This window comes from Sorangium sp. So ce367, assembly GCF_051520455.1.
In the GTDB taxonomy this organism is placed as follows: domain Bacteria; phylum Myxococcota_A; class Polyangia; order Polyangiales; family Polyangiaceae; genus Sorangium; species Sorangium cellulosum_B.
Genome location: NZ_CP150334.1, coordinates 5,781,278 through 5,802,324 on the forward strand (window position 1 = coordinate 5,781,278; position 21,047 = coordinate 5,802,324).

The following is a 21,047-nucleotide window of genomic DNA, read 5'->3' on the forward strand; positions in this document are numbered from 1 at the left end:
GCGTACGAGGGCGATCCCGGCGATCCTTGGGATCCCGGCGATCCTTGGGGTGCGATGGGCCTCGCGTGACGTCGGCGCGGAGGCCTGCTGAGATGGCAGCATGCCTCCGCTGAGCGACGACGATGCCGCCTCCACCGAACTCCTGCCCGGGCCGGTGCGCCCCGCCGCGGCCGCGGCCGAGAGCTTCGCCCTCTCCGTCATGGCGGGCCCGGACGAGGGCCGCCGGTTCACGGTGGCGCCGGGGCTGCCCTCGCGCGTTCTCGCCGGCACGAGCCCCGCCTGCGACATCTCCCTCACCGATCGGCTCGTTTCGCGCCGCCACGCCGCCTTCGAGCTCGCCGGCGCCCGGCTCCGCGTCACCGATCTCGGATCGACGAACGGCACCTTCGTCCAGGGGATCCGCGTCGGCGACGCGTACCTCCAGGGCAGCGAGCTCGTCCGGATCGGCGAGACCGTGCTCCGCGTCGAGGCGCTCGGGGTCATGCAGGCGGCCGAGCTGTCGCCCGCCGTGCAGTTCGGCAGGCTCCTCGGCGCCAGCGAGGAGATGCGGCGGCTCTATCCGCTGTGCGAGCGCATCGCGGCCTCGAGCGTCCCCGTCGTCATCGAGGGCGAGACAGGGACCGGCAAGGAGGTGCTCGCGGAGGCGCTCCACGAGCAGGGGCCGCGGGCGGCCGGGCCGTTCGTGGTCTTCGACTGCACCGCGGTGCCGCCGACGCTCGTGGAGTCGGCGCTCTTCGGGCACGAGCGCGGCGCCTTCACAGGCGCGAACGAGGCACGCCGCGGCGTCTTCGAGGAGGCGCACGGCGGCACCCTGCTGCTCGACGAGATCGGCGATCTCGACCTCAGCCTGCAGGCCAAGCTGCTGCGCGCGATCCAGCGGTCGGAGGTGCAGCGCGTCGGCTCGAACCGCTGGATCCGCGTGGACATCCGGGTGCTCGCGGCGACGCGGCGCGATCTCGAGCGGGAGATCCAGGCGGGTCGGTTCCGGGACGATCTGTTTTTCCGGCTCGCGGTGGCCCGGATCGAGCTGCCGCCGCTGCGCAAGCGGCGGGGCGACGTCACGGTGCTCGCGCATCACTTCTTTCGGCAGCTCGCGGGCCGGGGCGCGCTCTTCCCGCAGGGGTTCGGCGAGCGGCTGGAAGACTACGACTGGCCGGGCAACGTGCGCGAGCTCTACAACGCCGTGGCGCGGCGCGTGGCGCTCGGAGACGCCGCGCCGATCGAGATCACCCGGGCCGGACTGGCCTCCCCGGGCGCGCCGGCGCCGCCCTCCACGCGCGGCGGCGCAGAGCCCGGGACATCCGGCGACATCGTCGAGGAGATCCTCGCGCTGAACCTGCCCCTGCCGCGCGCGCGGGAGCGGATCGTCGATCACTTCGAGCGGCGCTACGTGCAGCGCGTCCTCGCGCAGCACGGGGGCAACGTCAGCAACGCGGCGGCCGCGTCGGGCATCGCGCGGCGGTACTTCCAGATCCTGCGCGCCCGGCGCTCCACCTGACGCCCGCGGCGCCGGCGCGCGGGACGATAGGCGCGCGACAGGCCGCGGGCTAGCTCCAGGCGGCCCGAGAGCGCCGGATCGCCGGGGGCGATCCAGGAGTTCCCACGCTCGCGATCGAGGCGATCGCGGTGCGATCTCCCCGATCGCCCACGCGCGCCCCCGGCTTGCCGGGCGCGATCGCCGCGCTTCGGCTCCAGGAAGAGGTCAGCGACGGGCTGCCCCGACGCCGCGCGCCCATCGTCGGGGCCATGATCACGACTGGTACATCGCTTGCTCTTCCCTGAAGCAGCAGCGCAGCAGCAGCAGCGCAGTTGCATCGGGCCACGACGACCCGGCCGCGCTCGGTACCACGATGTCCCCATCAACGGGTGGTGATCGAGGTCGAGCCCAGCGGCGAGTCACGGCCCAGCGGCGCCGGATCGCAGCATGGCAATGCTGTGTTCGGCGAGACCACCATCGGCGATCGTTCATCTCTCGTCGAAGAAAGGCCACCATGTCTCTCCATCTTTCCAGGATTGCTCCCAAGCTTTCACTTCTCCTCGTCGCCTTCACCGCGAGCGGGCTCGGATGCCTTGCTTCCAGCTCGCCGGAGGAGCTCGAGGTGGATCAGAACGAATCCGCCGCGTGCGCAGACTTTCCGGAGTGGCAGAAGGATCAGCCGTATGCCGCGGGGGACATCGTGAATTACGAGGGGTCGGCCTACATTGCCAAGTACGACAATCCCGGCTTCATCCCGACCGTCAGCACGTACTTCTGGGAGCCGTACTCCGGCTGCAGCGACAGCTCCGAGCCCACCGAGGGCTCCAGCTCCGAGCCCACCGAGGGCTCCAGCTCCGAGCCCACCGAGGGCTCCAGCTCCGAGCCCACCGAGGGCTCCAGCCCCGAGCCCACCGAGGGCTCGTGCAGCTATCCGCAATGGCAAAAGGATCAGCCGTATGCCGCGGGGGACATCGTGAATTACGAGGGGTCAGCCTACATCGCCAAGTACGACAATCCCGGCTACATCCCGACCGTCAGCACGTACTTCTGGGAGCCGTACTCCGACTGCAGCGGCAGCCCCGGCGACGACGGCAGACCCCGCGCGGGCTTTGGGCTCCCCGCAAAGGTCGTCGCTGGCTACTACCCCAACTGGACGGACGCGCCCGTCCGCATCCGGGACATCAACAGCAATTACAACGTGATCTATCTCTTTCACGCGAAGCCCGTCGGAGGACAGCCCGGCACCACGGGCGCCGTCTACTGGGATGCGCCGGGTAATGGCAAGGAAGCAGCGACGTACCTGAACGCCGACATCGAGTACGCACGGACGACCCAGGGTCGCAGGATCATCCTCACCGTCGGCGGCGCCAAACATGGTATGAGCTTCCCGACGCGCGCGAAGTCGGAGACGTTCGTCAACAGCGTGATCGGGATCTATGACAAGCTGGGTGGGTTCGACGGCCTCGACTGGAACACCTTCGAGGCCGATCAGGCCCCCGACACCTCCGAGATGATCTGGATCAGCCAGGAGCTGAAGCGGCGCATCCCCGGCTTCATCATCACCGCGCCTCCGGCCCCCTGGAACCCCCGCGACAAGACGTTTTGCAAGGAGATGGTGGAGGCCGGCGCCATGGACTACGCGGCCCCGCAGTACTACGATGGCCCCGACCTCGCCGAGCAGCCTTACATCGTGAACAGCGTGAACGAGTGGGTCTCGCTGCTCGGTCCGACGCACGTCGTCGTGGGGTTCGGGCTCGCGGACCGGCAATACTACATGTCGATCGACGAGGCGATCCCCACGTGGAATCAAGTCGAGAGCAACCACCCGGCGCTCCGCGGCGTGTTCAACTGGGAGATCCACATCGACGAGAGCAAGGGGTGGCAGTTCGCCAACGGCGTGGGACCTCTCGTCACGGACTGAAGCGGGATCGCGTGGAGCGCGCAGCGATTCCGCCCGCCGATCGCGGGCAGCGCGCGCTCCCCTCGATCGAAGGAGGTCTGCGCCTATCGGTAGAAGGCGACGTCGTCGATCCAGATATCGAACGCCTGCTCCTTGTCGAAGAAGAACTCGATGGCCCAGAGCCGCTCCAGGGCGGGCGCCAGCAACTGTTTACCGTAGGGCTCCTGCTTGAGGCACTCCACCGGGATCTTGAAGTGCTTCCAGTCGCTCTCCAGCATGACGGGCTTGTGGAAGTGATTGTTGCATCCGTCCTCGGCCTCGTTGCAGATGCCCCCCAGGTGATAGGTCTGCTGATCGATGAACATCACCTTCATTTTCCTGGTGGAGCCCTCCTCGGCGCGGGCCCAGAACGTGAGGCCACGGTACTCGGACGCGTCGTAGTAGGCCTCGTCGTCCAGATGGAAGCCGACGCCGGCTCCCCAGAGGAGGAAGCCGTCATCGGCGCTCGTGTGCACGGCCTTGGCGCTGGCGCCGCGCGGAGGGTCGAGGGTGCTCACGAGGTCCGCGGGGTTCGCAGGATCCTGCCTTCCTTCCGGTGACTCGTCGTTGTCCTCGAACCAGAACCCTGCCCAAGGGTTCGCCCCGTTCCCTCCGGAGATCCGGGTATCTCCGTCTTCCATGTCGTCGATCATCGACAGGGCGAGGGTCTCCCCGGGCAGCACCGCGAGGATCTCGCATGGATCCCCCGCACCGCCGCCGCTCCCGGCCGCTGAGCCCGCTGCGCCACCGCCTCCGGAGCTCACGTCCTCGGGCTCGTAGATCTTGTCGAAGCCGAAGAGCTGCGCGCATCCGAGCCCGAGCAGCGCCATGGCACATCCGCCGGCGCACCGAACGAAAGCCAGCATCGTCTTCATTTTCATGTGAAATTTCGAGAGGTTTTGGTCGCGGAGGATATCAGGGTGGCCGCCGAAATGGAATGATGCCCCCATCGAGTCATTCGGCTGTAACCGATCAGTCAGCGAGCGACCACCGGCCATTCCGCCGCGCGATGGCGCAGACCGACGGAGCGTGCCCTAGATCTTTACTGGAACACTGTAAAATACGCTTCGATCCGTCAGTTCCTGAGTGCAGGCGTCGCGTACGCTGGTGTATAAGTTCGCCTGCTGGTGGAACCCATGTCGCTGAGTCTGGACGACGGGATGCTGTTTGCTGGCAGGTACCGCGTGGTGCGCGGAATCGCCAGCGGCGCGATGGGCGCGGTCTACGAGGTTCTGCACATCGAGACGGAGCGCCGGCGGGCGCTCAAAGTGATGCACTCGCACCTCGCCGGCAACCCCGATTTCCAGGCCCGGTTCAAGCTGGAGGCGCGCGTCGCCGCGCGCATCGAGAGCGATCACATCGTGGAGGTGTTCGACGCCGGGATCGACGCCGAGACCGGCAAGCCGTTCCTCGTGATGGAGCTGCTCCGCGGCACGCTGCTCGACGAGCGCCTCCGCCACGCCGGGCGCCTGCCGCCGGAAGAGGCCGTCACCTTCCTGCGCCAGACCGCCATCGCCCTCGACAAGACACACGCCGCCGGGGTCGTCCACCGCGACCTCAAGCCTGCCAACCTCTTCCTGGCCGAGACCGACGATGGGGCGCCCCGGATCAAGGTGCTCGACTTCGGCATTGCCAAGCTCGTCGTCGAGACGGCGGCGGACTCGGCGGCGACCGCGGTCCTCGGCACGCCGCTCTACATGGCGCCCGAGCAATTCAGCGGCGAGTCGGTCTCGCGGGCTGCTGACATCTTCGCCCTCGGCATGATCGCGTACACGCTCCTCGTCGGCAAGGCGTACTGGTTGAACGACAGGCGGAAGTACGACAGTGCGCTCGCTTTCGCGACCCTCGCCGTGAACGGCCCGCAGGAGCTCGCGTCCACGCGCGCGGACGCCGAGGGGGTGAAGCTGCCTCCGGCCTTCGACGCGTGGTTCGCCAAGGTGACGGCCCGCGCCCCCGAGGCGCGCTTCGCCACCGCTTCGGCCGCGGTCGAGGCGCTCGCCGAGGTCTTCGACCTGCCCGCCGCGCCGGTGCGATCATCGCGCCTGCTCCCCGCGGAGACGCCGAGTGGACATGCACCCCTGAGCTCCCGCTCCTTGTCGCTGCAGAGCGACGTCCAGCTCCCGACCGCGGCCGTGGTGACCGCGCTGCCCCCCACGAAGCACTGGAGCCGAGCCGCGATCCCCGTCGCGGCGCTCGTCCTCCTCGGCGGCGGCGCCTTCGCCTTCGCCTCGCTGAGCCGCGGCGCGCTCCCCGCCGGCAGGAGCGCGGAGCCCGCGCAGACCGCGGGGGACGCGCGCTCGCCCGCCTCCGCGCCCCCTGAAGTCCATCCGACGCCGCCTCTCCCCGACGCCTCGGCGACAGCCACGACGCCGGACGTCGCGACGCCCGCTCCCGAGGCCTCCGTGCCGCTGGGCAAGGGCAGTCGCGCGCTCGCCCCCGCGACGGGGGCGGCGAGCGCGTCGCCGCCGCCAGCGCTCGGCTCACGGCGCAGGCTCGCGCCAGCCCGGTCGGCCGCGGAGCCGAGCCCTGAGCTGCTGTACAAGCCGGACTGAGCACGATGGCAGGGCGGACACTCCTTTGCCAGGAGCGAGCGGGAACGATGGTATTTGGCGGCTCACGCATGCGCTTCTCTTGGTTCCGGTCCACCTGCCTTGGCGTGCTGGGCGTCGCCGTCGCCGCGCCGGCCAGCGCGCAGGCGCTCGCCGTCGCGGAGTCCCACTTCGACCGCGGGCGCGCCGACATGCTGGCTGGCCGGTACGAGACCGGCTGCCCTGCCCTCGCCGAAAGCCAGCGTCTCGATCCTCGCCCGGGGCGGCTATTCACGCTCGCCGAGTGCGAGGCCAAATGGGGGCGTATCGCGACCGCGGTCGCTCGCTACAACGACTATCTCGCGATGGTCGATCGCATGAGTGAGGCCGAGCGGGACAAGCAGTCGGCGCGACGCAAGATCGCGCTCGGGCAGCGCAGCGCGCTCGCGCCGCTCGTGCCGCAGCTCACGCTGTCGCTGCCTCCGGGCGCGCCGGCAGGGACGCGCGTGCAGTGCGACGGCATGACGCTGGAGCAACCCTCGCTCGGCGTCGCGCTCCCCGTCGATCCCGGAGAGCACGTCGTGACGACGCAGGCGCCGGGAGGGGCCGTGACCGAGACGCGATTCACGATCGACCGGTCGGAGTCGAAGGCGATCGTGCTCGAGCTGAAGCCCCCGGCGGGCGCCAAGCCGCCGCCCGCCAAACCGCCGGCGCCGGCGCCAGCGCCAGCGCCGGCGCGGGATCAGGGGCCCAGCGGCCTGCGGGTGGTCACCTATGTGACGGGCGGGCTCGGCGTGGCCGGGCTGATCGTCGGATCGGTGACCGGGTGGATGGCGCTCGACGCGAGCGGCGTCGCGGCCGACAACTGCAGGGACGTGAGCCCCGACCGGGCGCGATGCAAGCCCGACGGGCTCGACGCTGGCAACCGCGCGAAGCAGCTTGGGCTGGTGAGCACGGTCGGCTTCGGCGCCGGCGTGGCGCTCGCAGGCGCGTCGGCGCTGCTCTTCCTGCTGGAGCCATCTCCGCGCCGCCAGCCGGCGCCCGAGGTGAGCTGGGAGCTGAGGGCGGGCCAGGCCGGTGGCGGCGTCGTGGTGCGTGGCCGCTGGTGACGCGGCTCGCGCGCGCCGCCGCGGGCCCATGAGCCAGCGCAACGGTTCGGCCCCGCGGAGCAGTCCTGCCAGGGATTTGTCTCGCGAGCGAAGAGAGATTTGACGCAAAGACGCCAAGAGCGCGAAGGCGCAAACCTGCACAAAGTTTGTTCTTTCTTGCGCCTTTGCGCCTTTGCGCCTTTGCGTTGAATTCTCTCTCCGATCCCCGGCCGGACTCCGCGTGGGTGGAACTGGCGCCTCTCACTAAGGTGAGCTCACGGCGCCCCCCGGGCGGCTACCCCGCGCAGACAAGCACGAGGGCGTCGGACAGGATCCACAGCCCGAGGCCGATCAAGACGAACGGCAGCGCCGCACGGCCGGAACGCCGGATGCGCGTGCCCAGGATCGGGTGGTTGACAAGGCGGTGCCCGAGCACGCACAAGGCGCCGGTCATGACCGCGAACACGGCCGCATGAAGCGGGATGTGCGCAGGGGAGCTGGAGAACAGCGGGATATAAACGCCGAGGTTGTCCCCGCCGTTCGCGACGGTCACGCTCGCCACGGCGATCACCTTGAAGCGTGATGCGCTGCCTCGGGGCTCGCGCGCGCTGTCTGCTGCATCTGCTTCGCCCGATCCGTTCGCCACGCCTGCTTCCCTGGCCCTGGAGCCCCGCCAGAGCGCCCAGAGGCCTCTCAGGCCGAGCGCCAGGGGAGCCAGGCCGAGCAGGCCGATCCATCCGTCCGGCACGCGGACCGCGAGCAGCGCACACGCGACGCTCGCGATCACGAGCGCCCCGTTGCCGAGGAACTGGCCGGCCACCACCTGAGCCGGGGTAAAGCCTGGATCCGCGAAGAAGGCCGAGAGAAGGAGGATGTCATCGATGTTCGTGGACACGAACACGACAACGCTCACCCCGAGAATCGGAAGGATCTGCTCCATGGCGCGCCCGCGGACCTACCACCTCCCGCGGCTCGCGTCCGCTCGGGGGGCGCCGGCGCCGCGGGCGCCGCTCCGAACCGGCCGACGCCGGAGCTCACCCGGGCCTGCCGGGGTAGACCGTAATCACCGGAGCGACGGCGCGTCTGCACAGGCGACAGGAGACGAGCCGCGAGCTCGTGTAAGGAGAAGCCATGGCGACGATTCCCCAGCCCGTGCAGCCGACCAGCGCGAAGGCCGCGCCCGCCGCGCAGGGCGCCCGGACGGAGCTTCCGGTGCAGGGCATGACCTGCGCGGCGTGCGTGCGCCGCGTCGAGAAGGCGCTGCGCGCGGCGCCCGGCGTCCAGGATGCGGCCGTGAACCTGGTGACCCGGCGCGCGACGATCACCTACGACGCGCAGGCGACAACGCCGGCCGCGCTCGCCAGCGCCATCGTGGAGGCGGGGTACGAGGTGCCCGAGGTGCCCCCGGCGGCCAGCGTCCCTGAAGCCGCGCCGATCGCCGGCCTTCCTGCAGCCCTGCAGGCCGACGGCGTCCCCGCAAGCCCGCCGAGCACCGGCGCCCGCGCGGACTCCACGGCGCCCGAGCGCCCGGCGGCGAGGGCGGACGCCCCACCGCAGCGCCCGCAGCCGAGCGCGGCCGAGCGCGCCGCCGCCATGGACGCGGCCGAACAGAAGGAGCAGCGGACGCTCCGGCGCGACGTCGCGATCGCCGCGCTGCTCACCGCGCCGCTGCTCGCCGTGGCCATGTCCCACGGCGCGATCCCGGCGCTCGAAGGCGCCTCCGCGCGCTGGCTCTCGCTCGCGCTCGCGACGATCGTGGTCTTCGGGCCGGGGCGCCGGTTCTTTCGCCTCGCCTGGAGCGCGCTCCGGCACCGCGCCGCGGACATGAACACCCTCGTGAGCCTCGGGACCGGCGCCGCCTGGCTCTACTCGACCGCCGCGGTCGCGGCCCCCGGCCTCTTCCCGCACGCCGAGCACGGCCACGCGCCGCCCGTCTACTTCGAGGCCGCGGCCGCGATCGTCACCTTCGTGCTGCTCGGCAAGCTCCTCGAGACGCGCGCGCGGAAGCGGCTCGCCGACGCGGTGCGCGGGCTCGTGGCGCTCCAGCCGAAGACCGCGCGGCGCGTCCGCGGCGACGCCGAGGACGAGGTGCCCGCCTCGTCGCTCGCCCCGGGCGACCTCGTGCGGGTGCGGCCCGGCGAGCGCATCGCGACCGACGGCGAGGTGGTCGACGGCGCGTCCGCGGTCGACGAGGCGATGCTCACCGGCGAGAGCATGCCCGTCGACAAGACGGCGGGCTCGGCCGTGCTCGGCGGGACGCTCAACCAGAGCGGCGCCCTCGTCTTCCGCGTCACGAAGACCGGCGCGGACACGGCGCTCGCGCGCATCGTCGAGGCCGTCGAGCAGGCGCAGGGGTCCCGCGCGCCGATCGCGCGCCTCGCCGACGTGGTGAGCGGCGTCTTCGTGCCCGTCGTCCTCGGCGTCGCGTCGCTCGCCTTTGCCGCGTGGATCGCGATCGACCCGACCGCCGCGGGGCTCGCCACGGCGGTCGAGCGGTTCGTCGCCGTGCTCGTGATCGCCTGTCCGTGCGCGCTCGGGCTGGCCACGCCGGCCGCCGTGGCCGTCGGGACAGGGCGCGGCGCGGAGCTCGGCGTCCTCGTCAAGGGCGGCGCGGCGCTCGAGGCGGCGAGCCGCGTCGACACGGTGCTGCTCGACAAGACCGGGACCCTGACCACGGGTCGGCCCGAGCTCACGGACGTCGTGGACCTCGCGGGCGACGGCGAGGCGGCGCTCCTCGGCCTCGTGGCGGCCGCCGAGCGCGAGAGCGAGCACCCGGTCGCGCGGGCGATCGTCGAGGGCGCCCGCGGCCGCGGGGTCGGCATGGCGCCGGCCTCGGCGTTCCGCGCGGAGATCGGCCATGGCATCGAGGCGCGCGTCTCGGGGCGCCTCGTCCGCATCGGGACCACGGCGTGGCTCCAGCGGGCGGGCGTCGACCCGGCCGCGCTGGAGGCCGAGGCCGATCGCCTGGCCGCGCTGGGCCGCACGCCGTCGTTCGTGGCCGTCGACGGGCGGCTCGCGGGCCTCGTGGCGGTCGCCGATCGGCCCACCGAGGAGGCGCGCCGCGCCGTCGCGGCCATGGCCGAGCTCGGCGTCGAGGTGGCGATGGTGACCGGCGATCGGGCGGGCGCCGCGCGCGCCGTCGCCGACGAGCTCGGCATCCGCGCCGTGTTCGCGGAGGTGAGGCCCGAGGACAAGGCGAGGATCGTCCGCGAGCAGCGGGCCGCCGGCCGCAGGGTGGCCATGGTCGGCGACGGCATCAACGACGCGCCCGCGCTCGCCGGCGCGGACGTGGGGATCGCCGTGGGCACCGGCACGGACATCGCCGTCGCGTCCGCGGACGTGGCGCTGATGCGCGGCGGGATCGCGGGCCTGCCGGTGGCGCTCGGGCTCGCCCGAGCCACCCTGCGGACGATCCGGCAGAACCTGTTCTGGGCGTTCATCTACAACGTGATCGGCATCCCGATCGCGGCGGGCCTGCTCTACCCGTTCACCGGATGGCTCCTGTCGCCCGTCCTCGCGAGCGCGGCGATGTCGCTGTCGAGCGTGTCGGTGCTCACCAACTCCCTCCGGCTACGCGCGTTCGGTCGGTCGTAGCCCGGCACGCGCGGGCGCGCGCCCGCGGACACAGCAAAAGCGGCGCGTTCCTGTCGCCTTTGCAGCCCAACGCGGTAAAGCAAGAAGCCGACGAGCAGCGCGCTCGTCGCGCTGTTATCCCAAGCAGCTGGCTCGTCGCGCCAGCGAAGCGCTCGGCCCGGGCGCCAGCGCGTCGCTTCGCTTCACGCCCGCTCGCAGGGCGGCTACCCGGTGAGTGAATGATCGGAGCCGCGGATGCACCGAAGCGTTCAAAATACGGAGGATCCATGAGAGCTTATCGCCGGCATATTGGCACAGCCATTGCCCTTGCCCTGTCCCTCTCGGCCCACGCCGCCGACGCCGCCGTCACCGTCGGGCTCATCGAGCCGACCAATGTGATCATCGAGAGCAGCACGATCCCGGTGCACGCAACGGCGTCGTCCCCCGACGACATCTACTATGTCGAGGCGGAGTTCGAAGGGCTCACCATCGAGCTCACGCCGACGGAAGGGGGTCATTTCCAGGGAGCGTTCGACCTCGGCGAGCTGGCGGGCGAGCTCGCCTATGGGCCCCACGTCGTGACGGTCCACGCGTACAGCACGCTTGGCGAGGTGGCGAGCGCGCAGGGCACCGTGCACCGGTACGCGCCTCCGACGCTCGGATGGAACGTGGTCACGCACGACACCCTCACCGACGGCTGGCGCTTCGCCGCGAAGTGCGTCCCGACGCCGCCGTACACGTGCAAGAGCCTCCGGGCGACGTTCCACAGCGCCGAAGGACAGGTCACCCTTTTGCCGGGCAACCCGCAGCCCGTACCGGGGTACCTCTACCTCAAGGAAGAGCAGGCCTGGTACGGCTACCAGCTCCCGTCGGGCAGAGCGTATACGCTCACGCTCGAGGCCAGTGACGGCGTGGGCCCCACCGTCACGAGGACCATCGGCCCCATCTACGTCGACAGGAGCCCGAGGCTCACCGCCGTCCAGCGCGCGCCCGGCGCGATCCTCGATTTCGACGCCACGCGGATCCTCTTCCGGGACCTGTACCAGCGCCTCGGGATCTTCGACCGCGCCACGCAGCAGGTGACGTGGGTCGCGACCATCCCGCAAGGAGGTCTGCCGTTCAGCGAGGTCTACGGGGCGCTCACGCCGTCCGGGTCCGTGCACCAGTCGACGACGGGCCACATCCTCGCCTGGGTCAACGGCGCCCGGCGCACCATCACGAGCGCGGCGCGCCTCGACGCGGTGAGCGGCGACAACATCGTGTGGACGACGTACAGCGACGACTGGGCCGTCGCGACCTCGCTGTCGGCGGGGACGAGCAGGACCCTCTGGCGCATCGACGGGAGCAGGTCGCCGTTCCAGGCCGACATCACGCCTTCCGGCGGCGTCTATTTCGGCACCTACGAGGATTCCGCCATCGTCGGGCCGAGCGGGGTGCGCCTCGGCGATCACGAGGGGAACCTGCAGCGGCCGATCACCGACGGGACGAACGTCGCCGGCCGGTGGTGGGACGGCATGACGAGCTCGAGCTACCTGTACACGGCGGAGGGAGAGGAGGTGTTCCTGGGCGACTCGATCACCGGCACCTCGGCCGGGCTGCTGGTTCACGCGGGCCACGCCGCCTTCCTGAGGAGCGACGGCGCCGTCAACCAGGTCTGGCTGCGGACCCCCGACGGCGAGCAGCATCAGATCAGCGATTTCACGACGTCGAGCCAGTTCGATCAGGTGAAGCTCCGGGTCGGCCACGACGGCATCAGCGACACCGGCGAGGTCCTCTTCCTGAACGGCGGCAAGCGCTATCTGGGCCGGGCGGGGGGCGCGCCCGAGACCATCGGCTCGTCTCTCGGGCACGGTCGCTGGCTCGACGGGAGCTGGTATGTGACCATCGGCAACACGATCTTCCAGGTCTCGAGCCCGCAGGGCGCCGTCGCGCAGCTCGCCGCGCCGGGGAGCGCGGAGTTCGCGCCGGAAGAGGGCCTGGGCGGCGAGCGAGAGGTGCTGTCTACCTCGTTCGCCGTGGACGAGGTGCTCGATGAGCCGATGTGGGCTCGGGATCTGCACGAGCCCGACGCGCTGCCGGCGTCGGCCGACGCGGACGCGGACGGCGGCTTCGCGCCGGCCGCGGCCGGGTGCAGCACCTCTGGCCCGGCGGGCTCCGCGGGCAGGGCCGCCGCGCTCGCGGCGGCGGTCGCGGGCCTCGTGCTCGGGCGGCGGCGGCGCGCGCGGTCGTAGCGGCGCCGCGAGCCTCCCTTCCGGCCCGGTCGACCTCGATCAGGCCGGGCCGCCGCGCTCATCGGCGCCGGCCTCGCAGCGGCCCTGCCCTCGCGGGCGCCCCGCCCGTCATCCACCCATCACTCGGCGACGACGATCTGCCATCGCTGCTCCTCGCCGCTGCCGCCCGCCCGCTGCTCGATCGCGGCGGCGTCCGCTGTGGAGCCCTGGTAGACCCCGATCAGCTTGCCGCTCTTCTTGTTCCTGATCTGGAAATCACCGCCGCCCAGATCGATGAACAGCCACGCCTGGTTGTCGCCGTCGTGGTTCTCCCATTGCACCAGCGCGACCCCGTCGCTCGTCGACTCGTCAGGGACATCGAGCACCTTGCCGCTCTTGACGTTGGTCAACCGGAAGTAGCCTGATCCATTGTAGTTGAAGCTCCACTTCTGGCTGTCTCCTCCCCTGTCCGCGTTCTGGACGACGTCCGCCCCGTCCTCGCCCGACGCGCCGACGACATCCATCACCTTGCCGCTCTTCTTGTTGACGAGCTTGAAATTGTTCGTCGCTCCAGCGACGGCGCCCGCCGACGTGTCGATGGTCAGCGTGTTGTTCCAGCGCATGCTCATGGTGGTGTCCGACGGGAAGGAGATCGGCTGCCAGACGTACGTCGAGTTGTTGACCGGTCCGCTCCAGGCCCCTGCCCACCGGTCTCCCATGTACAGGTAGGCCGTCCCGGCGCTGCCCTGGACCGGAAGCACGTAGGTCGACTGAGAGTGGTAGGTCGTGCCGTCACCGACGTTGGTCATCGCCGACCAGCCCCTGTCGAGAGCGCGGGACGTCGCGTATTTCGCCTGGTTGGGCGACCAGCCCGTGGCGCCTGAGGTCAGCAGGAAATAGGTCCCGTTCCGCTTGAACAGCGCCGGCGCCTCCCGGTGCCCGCCGGGGAAGAGCGTGGCGGAGAGGCGGGCGATGGACAGGTAGTCGGGGGCCAGCTCGTAGAGGTTGAGATCGTAGTTCTCGTTCGTGGCGGAGATGAAATAGGCCTTGGCATCGTCATCGACGAAGAGCCCGCAGTCGCGGGACATGTACCCGGGCTTGCCGTGATCGGTCACCCCGCTGCCGGCGAGCGGCCGGAAGCTGCCGTGATACGTGTAGTCGCCGTCCACGGTGCTCGAGCTCGCGACCGCGGCGCGGGCCTCGCCGTAGTTCACCCCGTTCTCCCAGTGCATCCACATCACGAATCTGTCCGTGGACGCGTTGTAGACCACCTTCGGGCGCTCGATGTTGGCCGGATCGAGGTCCTTGTCCGAGTCCATCGTCAAGACATGGTTCCTGAACTCCCAGCGCCGCAGATCGGTCGAGCGATAGCAGGAGACGGCATAGAACGTCCCGTCCGGGTTCCTGTTCTCCCCGAACCAGTAGTAATGGTCGCCCACCCGGATCACCCCTCCCCCGTGCGCCTGGATGGGTTTGCCCGAGGTGTCGGCCCACTGGATCCCGTTGACCAGGGGGCCGACCGCCGGCGGCAGCTCCGGTCCCCCACCCTCGCCAGGCGCCCCGCCGCCGCCGGACGACGAGCCGACAGAAGCGCCGGAGGTGCCTGGCGCCCCGCCCGCCGAAGCGCTGGAGGTGCCGGGCGCCCCGCCGCCGCCGGACGACGAGCCGACCGAAGCGCCGGGCGCCCCGCCGCCGCTGGACGCCGCGCCGACCCCGGAAGCGCCGCCGCCGCCCTCCGATGAGCCCCCAGGGAGCTCTTCCGAGCCGGAAGCGCAGGACGCGACGCCGAGCCCCACGACCAGCAGGCCCATCACTGGAGACAAGGAACCGAGACGCATGACGCCCTCCAGAAAGAGCGAGATCTCGGTGCCTTCAACCGGACGAGTCAAGTCCTTCTCGCGCGCAGCGGCCTGGGTGATTTGATCCGCTCCCGTGCGATCTGCCAGCCTGCGCGCCGGAGAGATCTCGGCAGCGCGCTCGTGGCCCGATCAGGCCCGCGCCGCGGGGATCGCCGCCGCTCCGCGCGGGGCGGCGATCTTGTACCTGTCGCGGGCCCAGGCGGCGATGTCGGCGACCTGCCGCTCGACGGGGGTCGCCGACCAGCCGAAGGCCTCGCGAAAGCGCGTATCGTCGATGACATAGGGCACGTCCCACTGGTACGCCATCTCGGCCGCCTCCCGCATGAAGGGCGAGAACAGGCCCACCGCGCGCAGCAGGATGCGCGGGAGTCGCGCCACCTCGACCTCGACGCCAAGGGCGCGCCCGAGGCGCTGCGCGAGCGCCCGCGTGCTCTCGGCAGGCGTCGTCGGCAGGTGCCAGACATGGCCCATGGCCTCCTCCCGCTCGCCCAGCGTCACGAGGCCCCGCGCCACGTCCTCCACGTAGGTATACGAGTGAGGCATCTCGGGATCACCCATGCACTCCACGGCTTTTCCGGCGAGCGCGCGCGCGTGGAAACGGTCGCCCCAGGCAGACAGCGGCACGTTGGCGCCGAAGAAGTCGCTGGCGCGCCCGATGGCCACGCGCACGTCGCCGCGGCGCTGGGCCGCGAGGCGCATCTCCTCGAGCTCGACGCGCAGCGCGCCCTTCTTGCTGCAAGGGCGGCGCGGCGAGTCCTCCCGCATGGCCCCGTCGGGCACGCCGTACATGTACAGGCAGTCGAGGGCCACGAGCTTCGCGCCCGCCTTGCTCGCTCCATGCACCGCGCCGCGCGCGATGGGCAGGAGCTGCGTGGCCCAGAGGTGGTAGGGCGGGTTCATGCAATCGTAGACCACGCTCGCGCCGCGCGTGGCCTCCTCGGCAAAGGCGAGATCGGTGATGTCGCCGCACACCGACGTGAGCCCAGGCCGCTCCGGAGCGCGGCGGGTGCGCTGCACCAGGCGCACACGATGGCCCTGCGCCAGCAAGAGAGCCGCGACCCGCGGGCCGATCTGGCCGGCGCCGAGCACCACGTGGACGCGAGACGAGGAGCCGGGGACGAGCGATGCGTTGTTCATGGGCGCCAGGATGAGTCTTGCAATCACGCAAGACAAAGCCCAGAAACGCAATATATAGCGGCAAAAATGCAAGACCTGCGCGGACCATGGGCTGCGTATCGCGCGTGACCCCGGGCTTCGGGGAGCCCGTGTCCGCCGGGCCGGCCTCGGCTGGTTCCGTGCGTCGAAAATCCCGACGGTTCACGACCGTTCGCCACGGCAAATTCGTCCTTGGGCCTCCTCGCTGGTACGGCGGAGCGAGCGACGGAAAGGCCAACAATACTCAATACCGCTACGGGACACGGGCGGCTGGATCCTCCTCGGGTGTGGCCCAATGCGGAGCCAACCGGCCGACGTCGGATGCTTCAGCGTGCACCACGGCGGGGGCGGCAGCGTCGCTCGGGGACGGCGCCAGACGGGACGTTGCCGAGGCGAGGGGAAGCGCGGTTCTCCGGCGCGTTCACGGACAAGCTGCTGGGATGAGGTGCGCGACCCGGGCCAGGTCCCGACTCCACAGCTCATTGAGCCCGGGCAGCGTCGCGCGGCCGCCTCAGTCGAGCGGATCCCCGTCCTCATCCATGGCGACGGCGAAGGGCCCCTCGCCCGGTCCCGCCGGCATGATCCACCGGCCGGCCACGGCGTCGGGCGCGACACCGGCGAGCTCCGCGATGCGCTCCTGCCAGTGCTCGGACGCCTCGGTCGCGCAGCGAATCACCGAGGACGCCGTCTTCCTCGCCGCCGGCTCGGCCTCCAGCTCCACGGCGACCTCCGTAGCGAGCGCCGTGTCCGTCTCGACGATCACGGCGTCTGGATCGGACCGGCGGATCAGATCCGCTGCGCTCGCGGCTCCCGACGAGCCGAGCACGTACGTCCCCACCTGCGCGCGCTGCGCTTCCACGAGCCGGCCAAGCACGTCCTTGCCCGCCTCGCCCAGCGAGGCGAGATCGAGCGGCACCGCCCGCGCGCGGGCCGAGAGCCCTGCCTCGGCGAGCGCCTTGGCGACGGCGCGCTCATCCACGATCTCGCCTCCGAGCACGGCGACGTCGCCAAAGCGGTGCCGGCGGACCACCTCCCTGGCGGCCAGCGAGGCGCCCTCGTGGAGCGCGATTCCTGCCCGCGCGCACGCTATCCGCACGGCCGGGAGCGCCGCGCGGGACGCCGCCGCGCTGGCCAGCAGCACCGCGGAGATGCCGTATCCCCGCACCAGGTCGAGGCACAGGAGTACGAGGCGGGCCGCCGACACCCGCGAAAGCGTGCCGTAGGGGGCGTGGCGCGTGTCGGAGAGGTAGATGATCCGGTACCCCTGCACGAGCGACGCGATCTGCGACGGGAGGCGCGCGGCGGCGCCGCGTTCGTCGAGAATGACGAGGGTTTGCTGGCTGGATGAGCTCATGATTGGCGAGGAGCGAAATGTAGCAGGTGGAGCTGACCGTTCGGAAGGCGCCCGATCGAGTAGGTGACGCGATTCACACACGCGCGCTGCGCAGGCTGCCCTGACTGGGACTCCAGCCCTTCTAGCGTCTCCCTGGGCGTGTAGGAGCCCGAGTGCACCTGCCCCGGCGCGAGGGAGCGGAGGGCCGCGTCGTCGCGGGTCATGATGTCCCGCAGCGAGCGCAGCGCCTGGTTGCGCGAGCGGAAGACCGTGTTCGTCTGCTTTGTCGGCCGCGAGGTCGCGAGCGCGGACGGATCCTGTCCCGGGCCCGGAACGTGCGCGCGCGCGTGCCCCACGTTGTTCCCGAAGCTGCGATTCTCGGAGTCTTCCAGCAGCCGCTCGGCCTCGCGCAGCGACGCGAGGCCGAAAGGATCGATCCATGCAAACGGGTTGACCGCATAACCGTAGTAACCCGACCCCCCGGCCACGCCGAGCGGATCCGGGGAGACGAACATGCCATCGGCCGGGTCGTAATAGCGATAGCGATTGTAGTAGAGGCCGGTCTCGGCGTCCTCGTACTGCCCCGGGAACCGCAGCGGGGTGCTGGCGTCGCCGTCGCGCGGTGCCTCGAGCCCGAAGGCCTGCCGATCCAGCGAGCCCACGATCTCGCCCGCGTCGTCGAGGAGGTGCTCCGGCGTACCGACAGGATCGTTAACGTAATGAATCCATCGCCCGTCGGCCTCGCGGTGCGCCGCCGGGACGAACGAGTCGTCCATGAAACAATAGGTCCGCACCGAGGCCGCAGCGCCCCCAGGCGCGGCCGCGCTCTGGCCCGGAGAGCGCGTGATCTCGTGCACCAGGACGTCTCCATCCCACACGAACCGGGTCTCGCGCGCGAGCCGCAGCGCGCCTGCCGCCTCGTCCCACGCGAGGACTCGCTTCCGGACACGCCTCGCCAGCGGATCATACTCGAACTCGACGCGGGCGCCGTCCGGCGCATCGACGCGCTCGAGCAGCCCTGCGCCGCTCCAGCCGTAGCGGTAGACGCGCGGCTTGTCCCCTCCTGCGTCCTCGCGCCGCTCGACGAGCCGCCCCTCGGCGTCCCAGCGGTACTCTGTGTCCCCCTTCCGGAGGAGCTTCCCGCCCCTGCCGTACCTGCGCTCCGGAGCGCCGTCTCCCTCGTGCAGGTTGCCCGCGGGATCGTAACGGAACACCTCGCGCCGCCCCACCTCGGGCGTCATCGCGAGCAACTGGCCCACGGGATCGTAGCGGAGCTCCGTCACCCCGCGCGCGCCGCCGCTCCGCGCCACGAGCTCGCCGGTCGGATCATGGCGGTAGCTCATCAGCGCCACGACGGCGTCGGGCGGCTCACCCACCCACGCCGGATGGCCCGGCGCGGTCGGCGGGCGCTCCCCAGGGCGCGTGAGGCGCTGCTGCGAGAGGCGGCCCAGCGGGTCGTACGAGGTCCCGATCGCGCCGCCGCCCGGGAGACGCCGGAAGACCTCGCGACCGAAGGGATCCAGCCCGTGCTCGATCAACCCCGCATCGTCCAGCACTGTGCGCACGCGCGAGCCCATCGCGTCGCGCGCGATCGCCTCGCTGTGCCCGAGCGTTGTGCGTCGCGAGATCCGGTTGCCCAGCGCGTCGTACCGCGCCTCGACTGCGTGCGCCTCGCTCCCCAGGACCTGGATCTCCTTGACGATCTGGCCGAGCGGATCCCTCTCGAGCTCGATGCGCCCGCCGGGCCAGCGCGTCTCGACCAGGTTGCCGAGCATGTCGTACTCAAAATGCTCGTCGCCCGCCGGGGTCGTCCGCTGGACGAGGCGCCCCGCCAGATCGTAAACGAGATCGGTATGCACGGCCGGCCCCGCCGCCTCGGCCGCCATCGACTCGCCCGTCGTGACCCGCGTCGGGCGCCCCGCCACGTCGAGGCGATAGCGCAGTACGCGCCCATCGAACGTGCGCTCCTCGATCAATCGACCATAGATATCGTAAACGAGCTGGTGCTTCTCCCCGATCTCGTTCACGACCGTGGTGAGCTCGCCCTCGCGGTTGTAGAGCAGGCGGGACACGTGGCCGTTCGCGTCCTTGCGCCAGCAGAGCCGGTGATACCCGCCCCACCCCCACTCGGTGACATGCCCGCTCGGGTTCTGGGCCCGCACGAGGTGCCGCTCCCCGTCGTACTGATACCGCGAGACGCCACCCTGGGCGTCGATCACCGCGATGAGGTCGCCGCGATCGGAGTAGACGAAGCGCGTCTCGGCGCCCGCCGGATCGGTGCGCCCTGTGACCCGGCCGAGCGCGTCGTACCGGAAGCGCCATACCGCGCCGTTCGGCGACGCGACCGCGATCAGGTTCCCCTGCGCGTCAACCTGGTACGATGTCCTCGCCCCGTTCGGATCAATCCGCTCGCGCAGCAGGCCCCGCTGGTCGGGGCGGTAGGTGGTGGTTTGCCCCAGCGGATTCGCAATGTGCTCCGGGTTCCCCCACGCATCGCGAAAGATCTGAGTCACCCCTCCATGCGGGTCGGTGATCTTGACGGGGGAGCCCGCCTCATCCCGGACGATCGACGTACGGGCGCCGAGCTGGTTCGTGTAGCCAACCAGGTTCCCGCGCCCGTCGCGCTCGAAGCGCTCGAAGCCGCGGTCCGGATACTCGAGGACGGCGAGGAACCCGCGCGCGTCGTACACGGCGCGCACGGGCGACGGCCCGGCGTCGTGCGCCATGGTGAGCAGGCCGAACGCGTTGTGCGCGAAATGCCCGACGTGCGTCGAGTCGATGACGTGCGTGTAGTCCTCGTCGAGGTACTCGAAGACGCAGTGGTGGACTCCCCTGGCGGGGTGGCGGCCCGAGGCGAGCACCGAGGGCACGTCCGGGTCCAGGCTCGGATCGGGGCTGGATAGGTAGTCGCCCCAGGACTCGATGCACCGCCCGTGGGCGTCGTACACGAAATGGAAGCAGAGGCCGGTCCGATCGACGTCGGCGGTGAGCCGGGCCTCGTCGTCATACTCGTAGCGCGCGGAAAAGCCGTCGGCGTCGGTCGCCGTGGCGAGCCGTCCGCACGCGTCGTAATCGTATCTCTCCAGGGCGATCCACCGCCCCTGCTCCAGCGCGTTCTTCACCTCGATCGAGGCGATGTGCCCAGCGCCGTCCCTGCGCACGCGGAGCTTCCGGCCGGCGCTGTCCGTCACCTCGACGAGCTGGCCATCCTCGTACACGAGCGCGATGCGGTTCTTGTTCCTGTCCTCGATCGCCGTGAGCAGGTAGAGGTGCTCGCCGAGCTTCTCCGAGAAGGCGTAGAGTCGCCCGTCGTTCGGGTCGACGACATAGCCCCACGGCTCACGGCGGAGGCGGAAGCCGAATGAGGAGACCACGTCATCGCCCGTGCGCAGCGACTTCGGGAAGGAGACGCGCGTGCCCTGGTCCGTCCAGACGTCGATGGAGCGGCGGCGCTCCTCGACGCGCCAGCCGAGGCTGTGGGCCCATCCCCAGCCGAGGCCGACGTCGCGGCGGTGCGCCTGGGCACTGTAGCTGCGCGTCAGTTGGAGCGGCAAGGGTCCGGGCAGCTCGACGATGAGGATGGGATGGGTGAACGCGCGCCCCGTGGCGACGTCGACCGGGTGCGACTTCGTGCCGCAGAGCGGAAAGCGCTGCGGATCCGGAGCGCCCTTGCCGCCGCCCTGCGCCTGGTTCCCGCCGCTCCCGCCCCCAGCGCCCTGCCGGCCCGCTCCGGCGCCGCCGCCGGGTCCTCCCGCTCCGGCGCCGCCGCCGCTGCCGCCCATCACGAAGACGCCGGGGTTCATGCCGGGAATGGCCGGGATGTTCGGGACCGGAGCCGTGCGCGCCATACTCTGAGGTTCGCTTGAACGTCCCCCCGGAGACAAG

General features: G+C 71.0%; 12 protein-coding genes. 6 read left to right on the top strand and 6 right to left on the bottom strand.

Annotated elements, in window-relative coordinates; all coding sequences use genetic code 11:
- The first annotated feature begins 100 nt into the window (after positions 1–100).
- Both WME97_RS22010 and WME97_RS22015 read left to right on the top strand, forming a co-directional pair.
- Positions 101–1,498: a sigma 54-interacting transcriptional regulator gene (locus WME97_RS22010; protein ID WP_437554624.1), complete on the top strand. Its 1,398-nt coding sequence runs from the start codon at positions 101–103 to the stop codon at positions 1,496–1,498.
- A gap of 493 nt (positions 1,499–1,991) precedes the next feature.
- Entirely contained in the window at positions 1,992–3,398 is a 1,407-nt protein-coding gene (locus tag WME97_RS22015) for a glycosyl hydrolase family 18 protein (RefSeq protein ID WP_437554626.1), read from the top strand.
- 83 nt (positions 3,399–3,481) lie between these two features.
- On the opposite strand, the gene WME97_RS22020 is transcribed toward WME97_RS22015, so the two are convergent.
- Positions 3,482–4,282, bottom strand: coding sequence for a hypothetical protein (locus WME97_RS22020; protein ID WP_437554627.1), 801 nt, complete (start codon positions 4,280–4,282; stop codon positions 3,482–3,484).
- A gap of 270 nt (positions 4,283–4,552) precedes the next feature.
- Between WME97_RS22020 and WME97_RS22025 the strand changes: the two genes are divergently transcribed.
- Both WME97_RS22025 and WME97_RS22030 read left to right on the top strand, forming a co-directional pair.
- Positions 4,553–5,968 (top strand): protein kinase domain-containing protein, encoded by a 1,416-nt coding sequence (locus tag WME97_RS22025; protein ID WP_437554629.1) that lies wholly within the window; start codon positions 4,553–4,555, stop codon positions 5,966–5,968.
- Between the two features lie 68 nt (positions 5,969–6,036).
- The gene (locus WME97_RS22030; RefSeq protein WP_437554631.1) at positions 6,037–7,053 is read left to right on the top strand and encodes a hypothetical protein; all 1,017 of its coding nucleotides are present in this window, start codon (positions 6,037–6,039) and stop codon (positions 7,051–7,053) included.
- A gap of 274 nt (positions 7,054–7,327) precedes the next feature.
- Here the strand turns inward: WME97_RS22030 and WME97_RS22035 are convergent, their stop codons facing one another.
- Positions 7,328–7,972, bottom strand: a complete 645-nt coding sequence (locus tag WME97_RS22035; protein ID WP_437554633.1) for a cadmium resistance transporter — start codon at positions 7,970–7,972, stop codon at positions 7,328–7,330.
- Positions 7,973–8,163: 191 nt separating this feature from the next.
- Between WME97_RS22035 and WME97_RS22040 the strand changes: the two genes are divergently transcribed.
- Both WME97_RS22040 and WME97_RS22045 read left to right on the top strand, forming a co-directional pair.
- Positions 8,164–10,626, top strand: coding sequence for a heavy metal translocating P-type ATPase (locus tag WME97_RS22040; RefSeq protein WP_437554635.1), 2,463 nt, complete (start codon positions 8,164–8,166; stop codon positions 10,624–10,626).
- Between the two features lie 266 nt (positions 10,627–10,892).
- Positions 10,893–12,836, top strand: coding sequence for a hypothetical protein (locus WME97_RS22045; protein ID WP_437554637.1), 1,944 nt, complete (start codon positions 10,893–10,895; stop codon positions 12,834–12,836).
- Between the two features lie 119 nt (positions 12,837–12,955).
- Here the strand turns inward: WME97_RS22045 and WME97_RS22050 are convergent, their stop codons facing one another.
- From WME97_RS22050 to WME97_RS22065, 4 genes are all read right to left on the bottom strand, one after another.
- A complete protein-coding gene (locus WME97_RS22050; RefSeq protein WP_437554639.1) occupies positions 12,956–14,653 on the bottom strand; it encodes an RICIN domain-containing protein in 1,698 nt (565 codons plus the stop codon).
- Between the two features lie 150 nt (positions 14,654–14,803).
- Entirely contained in the window at positions 14,804–15,811 is a 1,008-nt protein-coding gene (locus WME97_RS22055; protein ID WP_437554641.1) for an NAD-dependent epimerase/dehydratase family protein, read from the bottom strand.
- Between the two features lie 529 nt (positions 15,812–16,340).
- A complete protein-coding gene (locus WME97_RS22060; protein ID WP_437554643.1) occupies positions 16,341–17,183 on the bottom strand; it encodes a hypothetical protein in 843 nt (280 codons plus the stop codon).
- On the bottom strand, positions 17,180–21,010 hold the full coding sequence (locus WME97_RS22065) for an RHS repeat-associated core domain-containing protein (RefSeq protein ID WP_437554645.1): 3,831 nt from the start codon (positions 21,008–21,010) through the stop codon (positions 17,180–17,182). The genes WME97_RS22060 and WME97_RS22065 overlap by 4 nt, the downstream gene beginning before the upstream one ends.
- Positions 21,011–21,047 lie beyond the last annotated feature (37 nt).

What these genes read in the sequence shown, in the direction of transcription:
- WME97_RS22040 (WP_437554635.1), top strand. Translation starts at nt 8,164, where the DNA reads ATGGCGACGATTCCCCAGCCCGTGCAGCCGACCAGCGCGAAGGCCGCG.
- WME97_RS22065 (WP_437554645.1), bottom strand. Translation starts at nt 21,010, where the DNA reads ATGGCGCGCACGGCTCCGGTCCCGAACATCCCGGCCATTCCCGGCATG.
- WME97_RS22020 (WP_437554627.1), bottom strand. Translation starts at nt 4,282, where the DNA reads ATGCTGGCTTTCGTTCGGTGCGCCGGCGGATGTGCCATGGCGCTGCTC.
- WME97_RS22030 (WP_437554631.1), top strand. Translation starts at nt 6,037, where the DNA reads ATGCGCTTCTCTTGGTTCCGGTCCACCTGCCTTGGCGTGCTGGGCGTC.
- WME97_RS22035 (WP_437554633.1), bottom strand. Translation starts at nt 7,972, where the DNA reads ATGGAGCAGATCCTTCCGATTCTCGGGGTGAGCGTTGTCGTGTTCGTG.
- WME97_RS22015 (WP_437554626.1), top strand. Translation starts at nt 1,992, where the DNA reads ATGTCTCTCCATCTTTCCAGGATTGCTCCCAAGCTTTCACTTCTCCTC.
- WME97_RS22010 (WP_437554624.1), top strand. Translation starts at nt 101, where the DNA reads ATGCCTCCGCTGAGCGACGACGATGCCGCCTCCACCGAACTCCTGCCC.
- WME97_RS22025 (WP_437554629.1), top strand. Translation starts at nt 4,553, where the DNA reads ATGTCGCTGAGTCTGGACGACGGGATGCTGTTTGCTGGCAGGTACCGC.
- WME97_RS22045 (WP_437554637.1), top strand. Translation starts at nt 10,893, where the DNA reads ATGAGAGCTTATCGCCGGCATATTGGCACAGCCATTGCCCTTGCCCTG.
- WME97_RS22050 (WP_437554639.1), bottom strand. Translation starts at nt 14,653, where the DNA reads ATGCGTCTCGGTTCCTTGTCTCCAGTGATGGGCCTGCTGGTCGTGGGG.
- WME97_RS22055 (WP_437554641.1), bottom strand. Translation starts at nt 15,811, where the DNA reads ATGAACAACGCATCGCTCGTCCCCGGCTCCTCGTCTCGCGTCCACGTG.
- WME97_RS22060 (WP_437554643.1), bottom strand. Translation starts at nt 17,183, where the DNA reads ATGAGCTCATCCAGCCAGCAAACCCTCGTCATTCTCGACGAACGCGGC.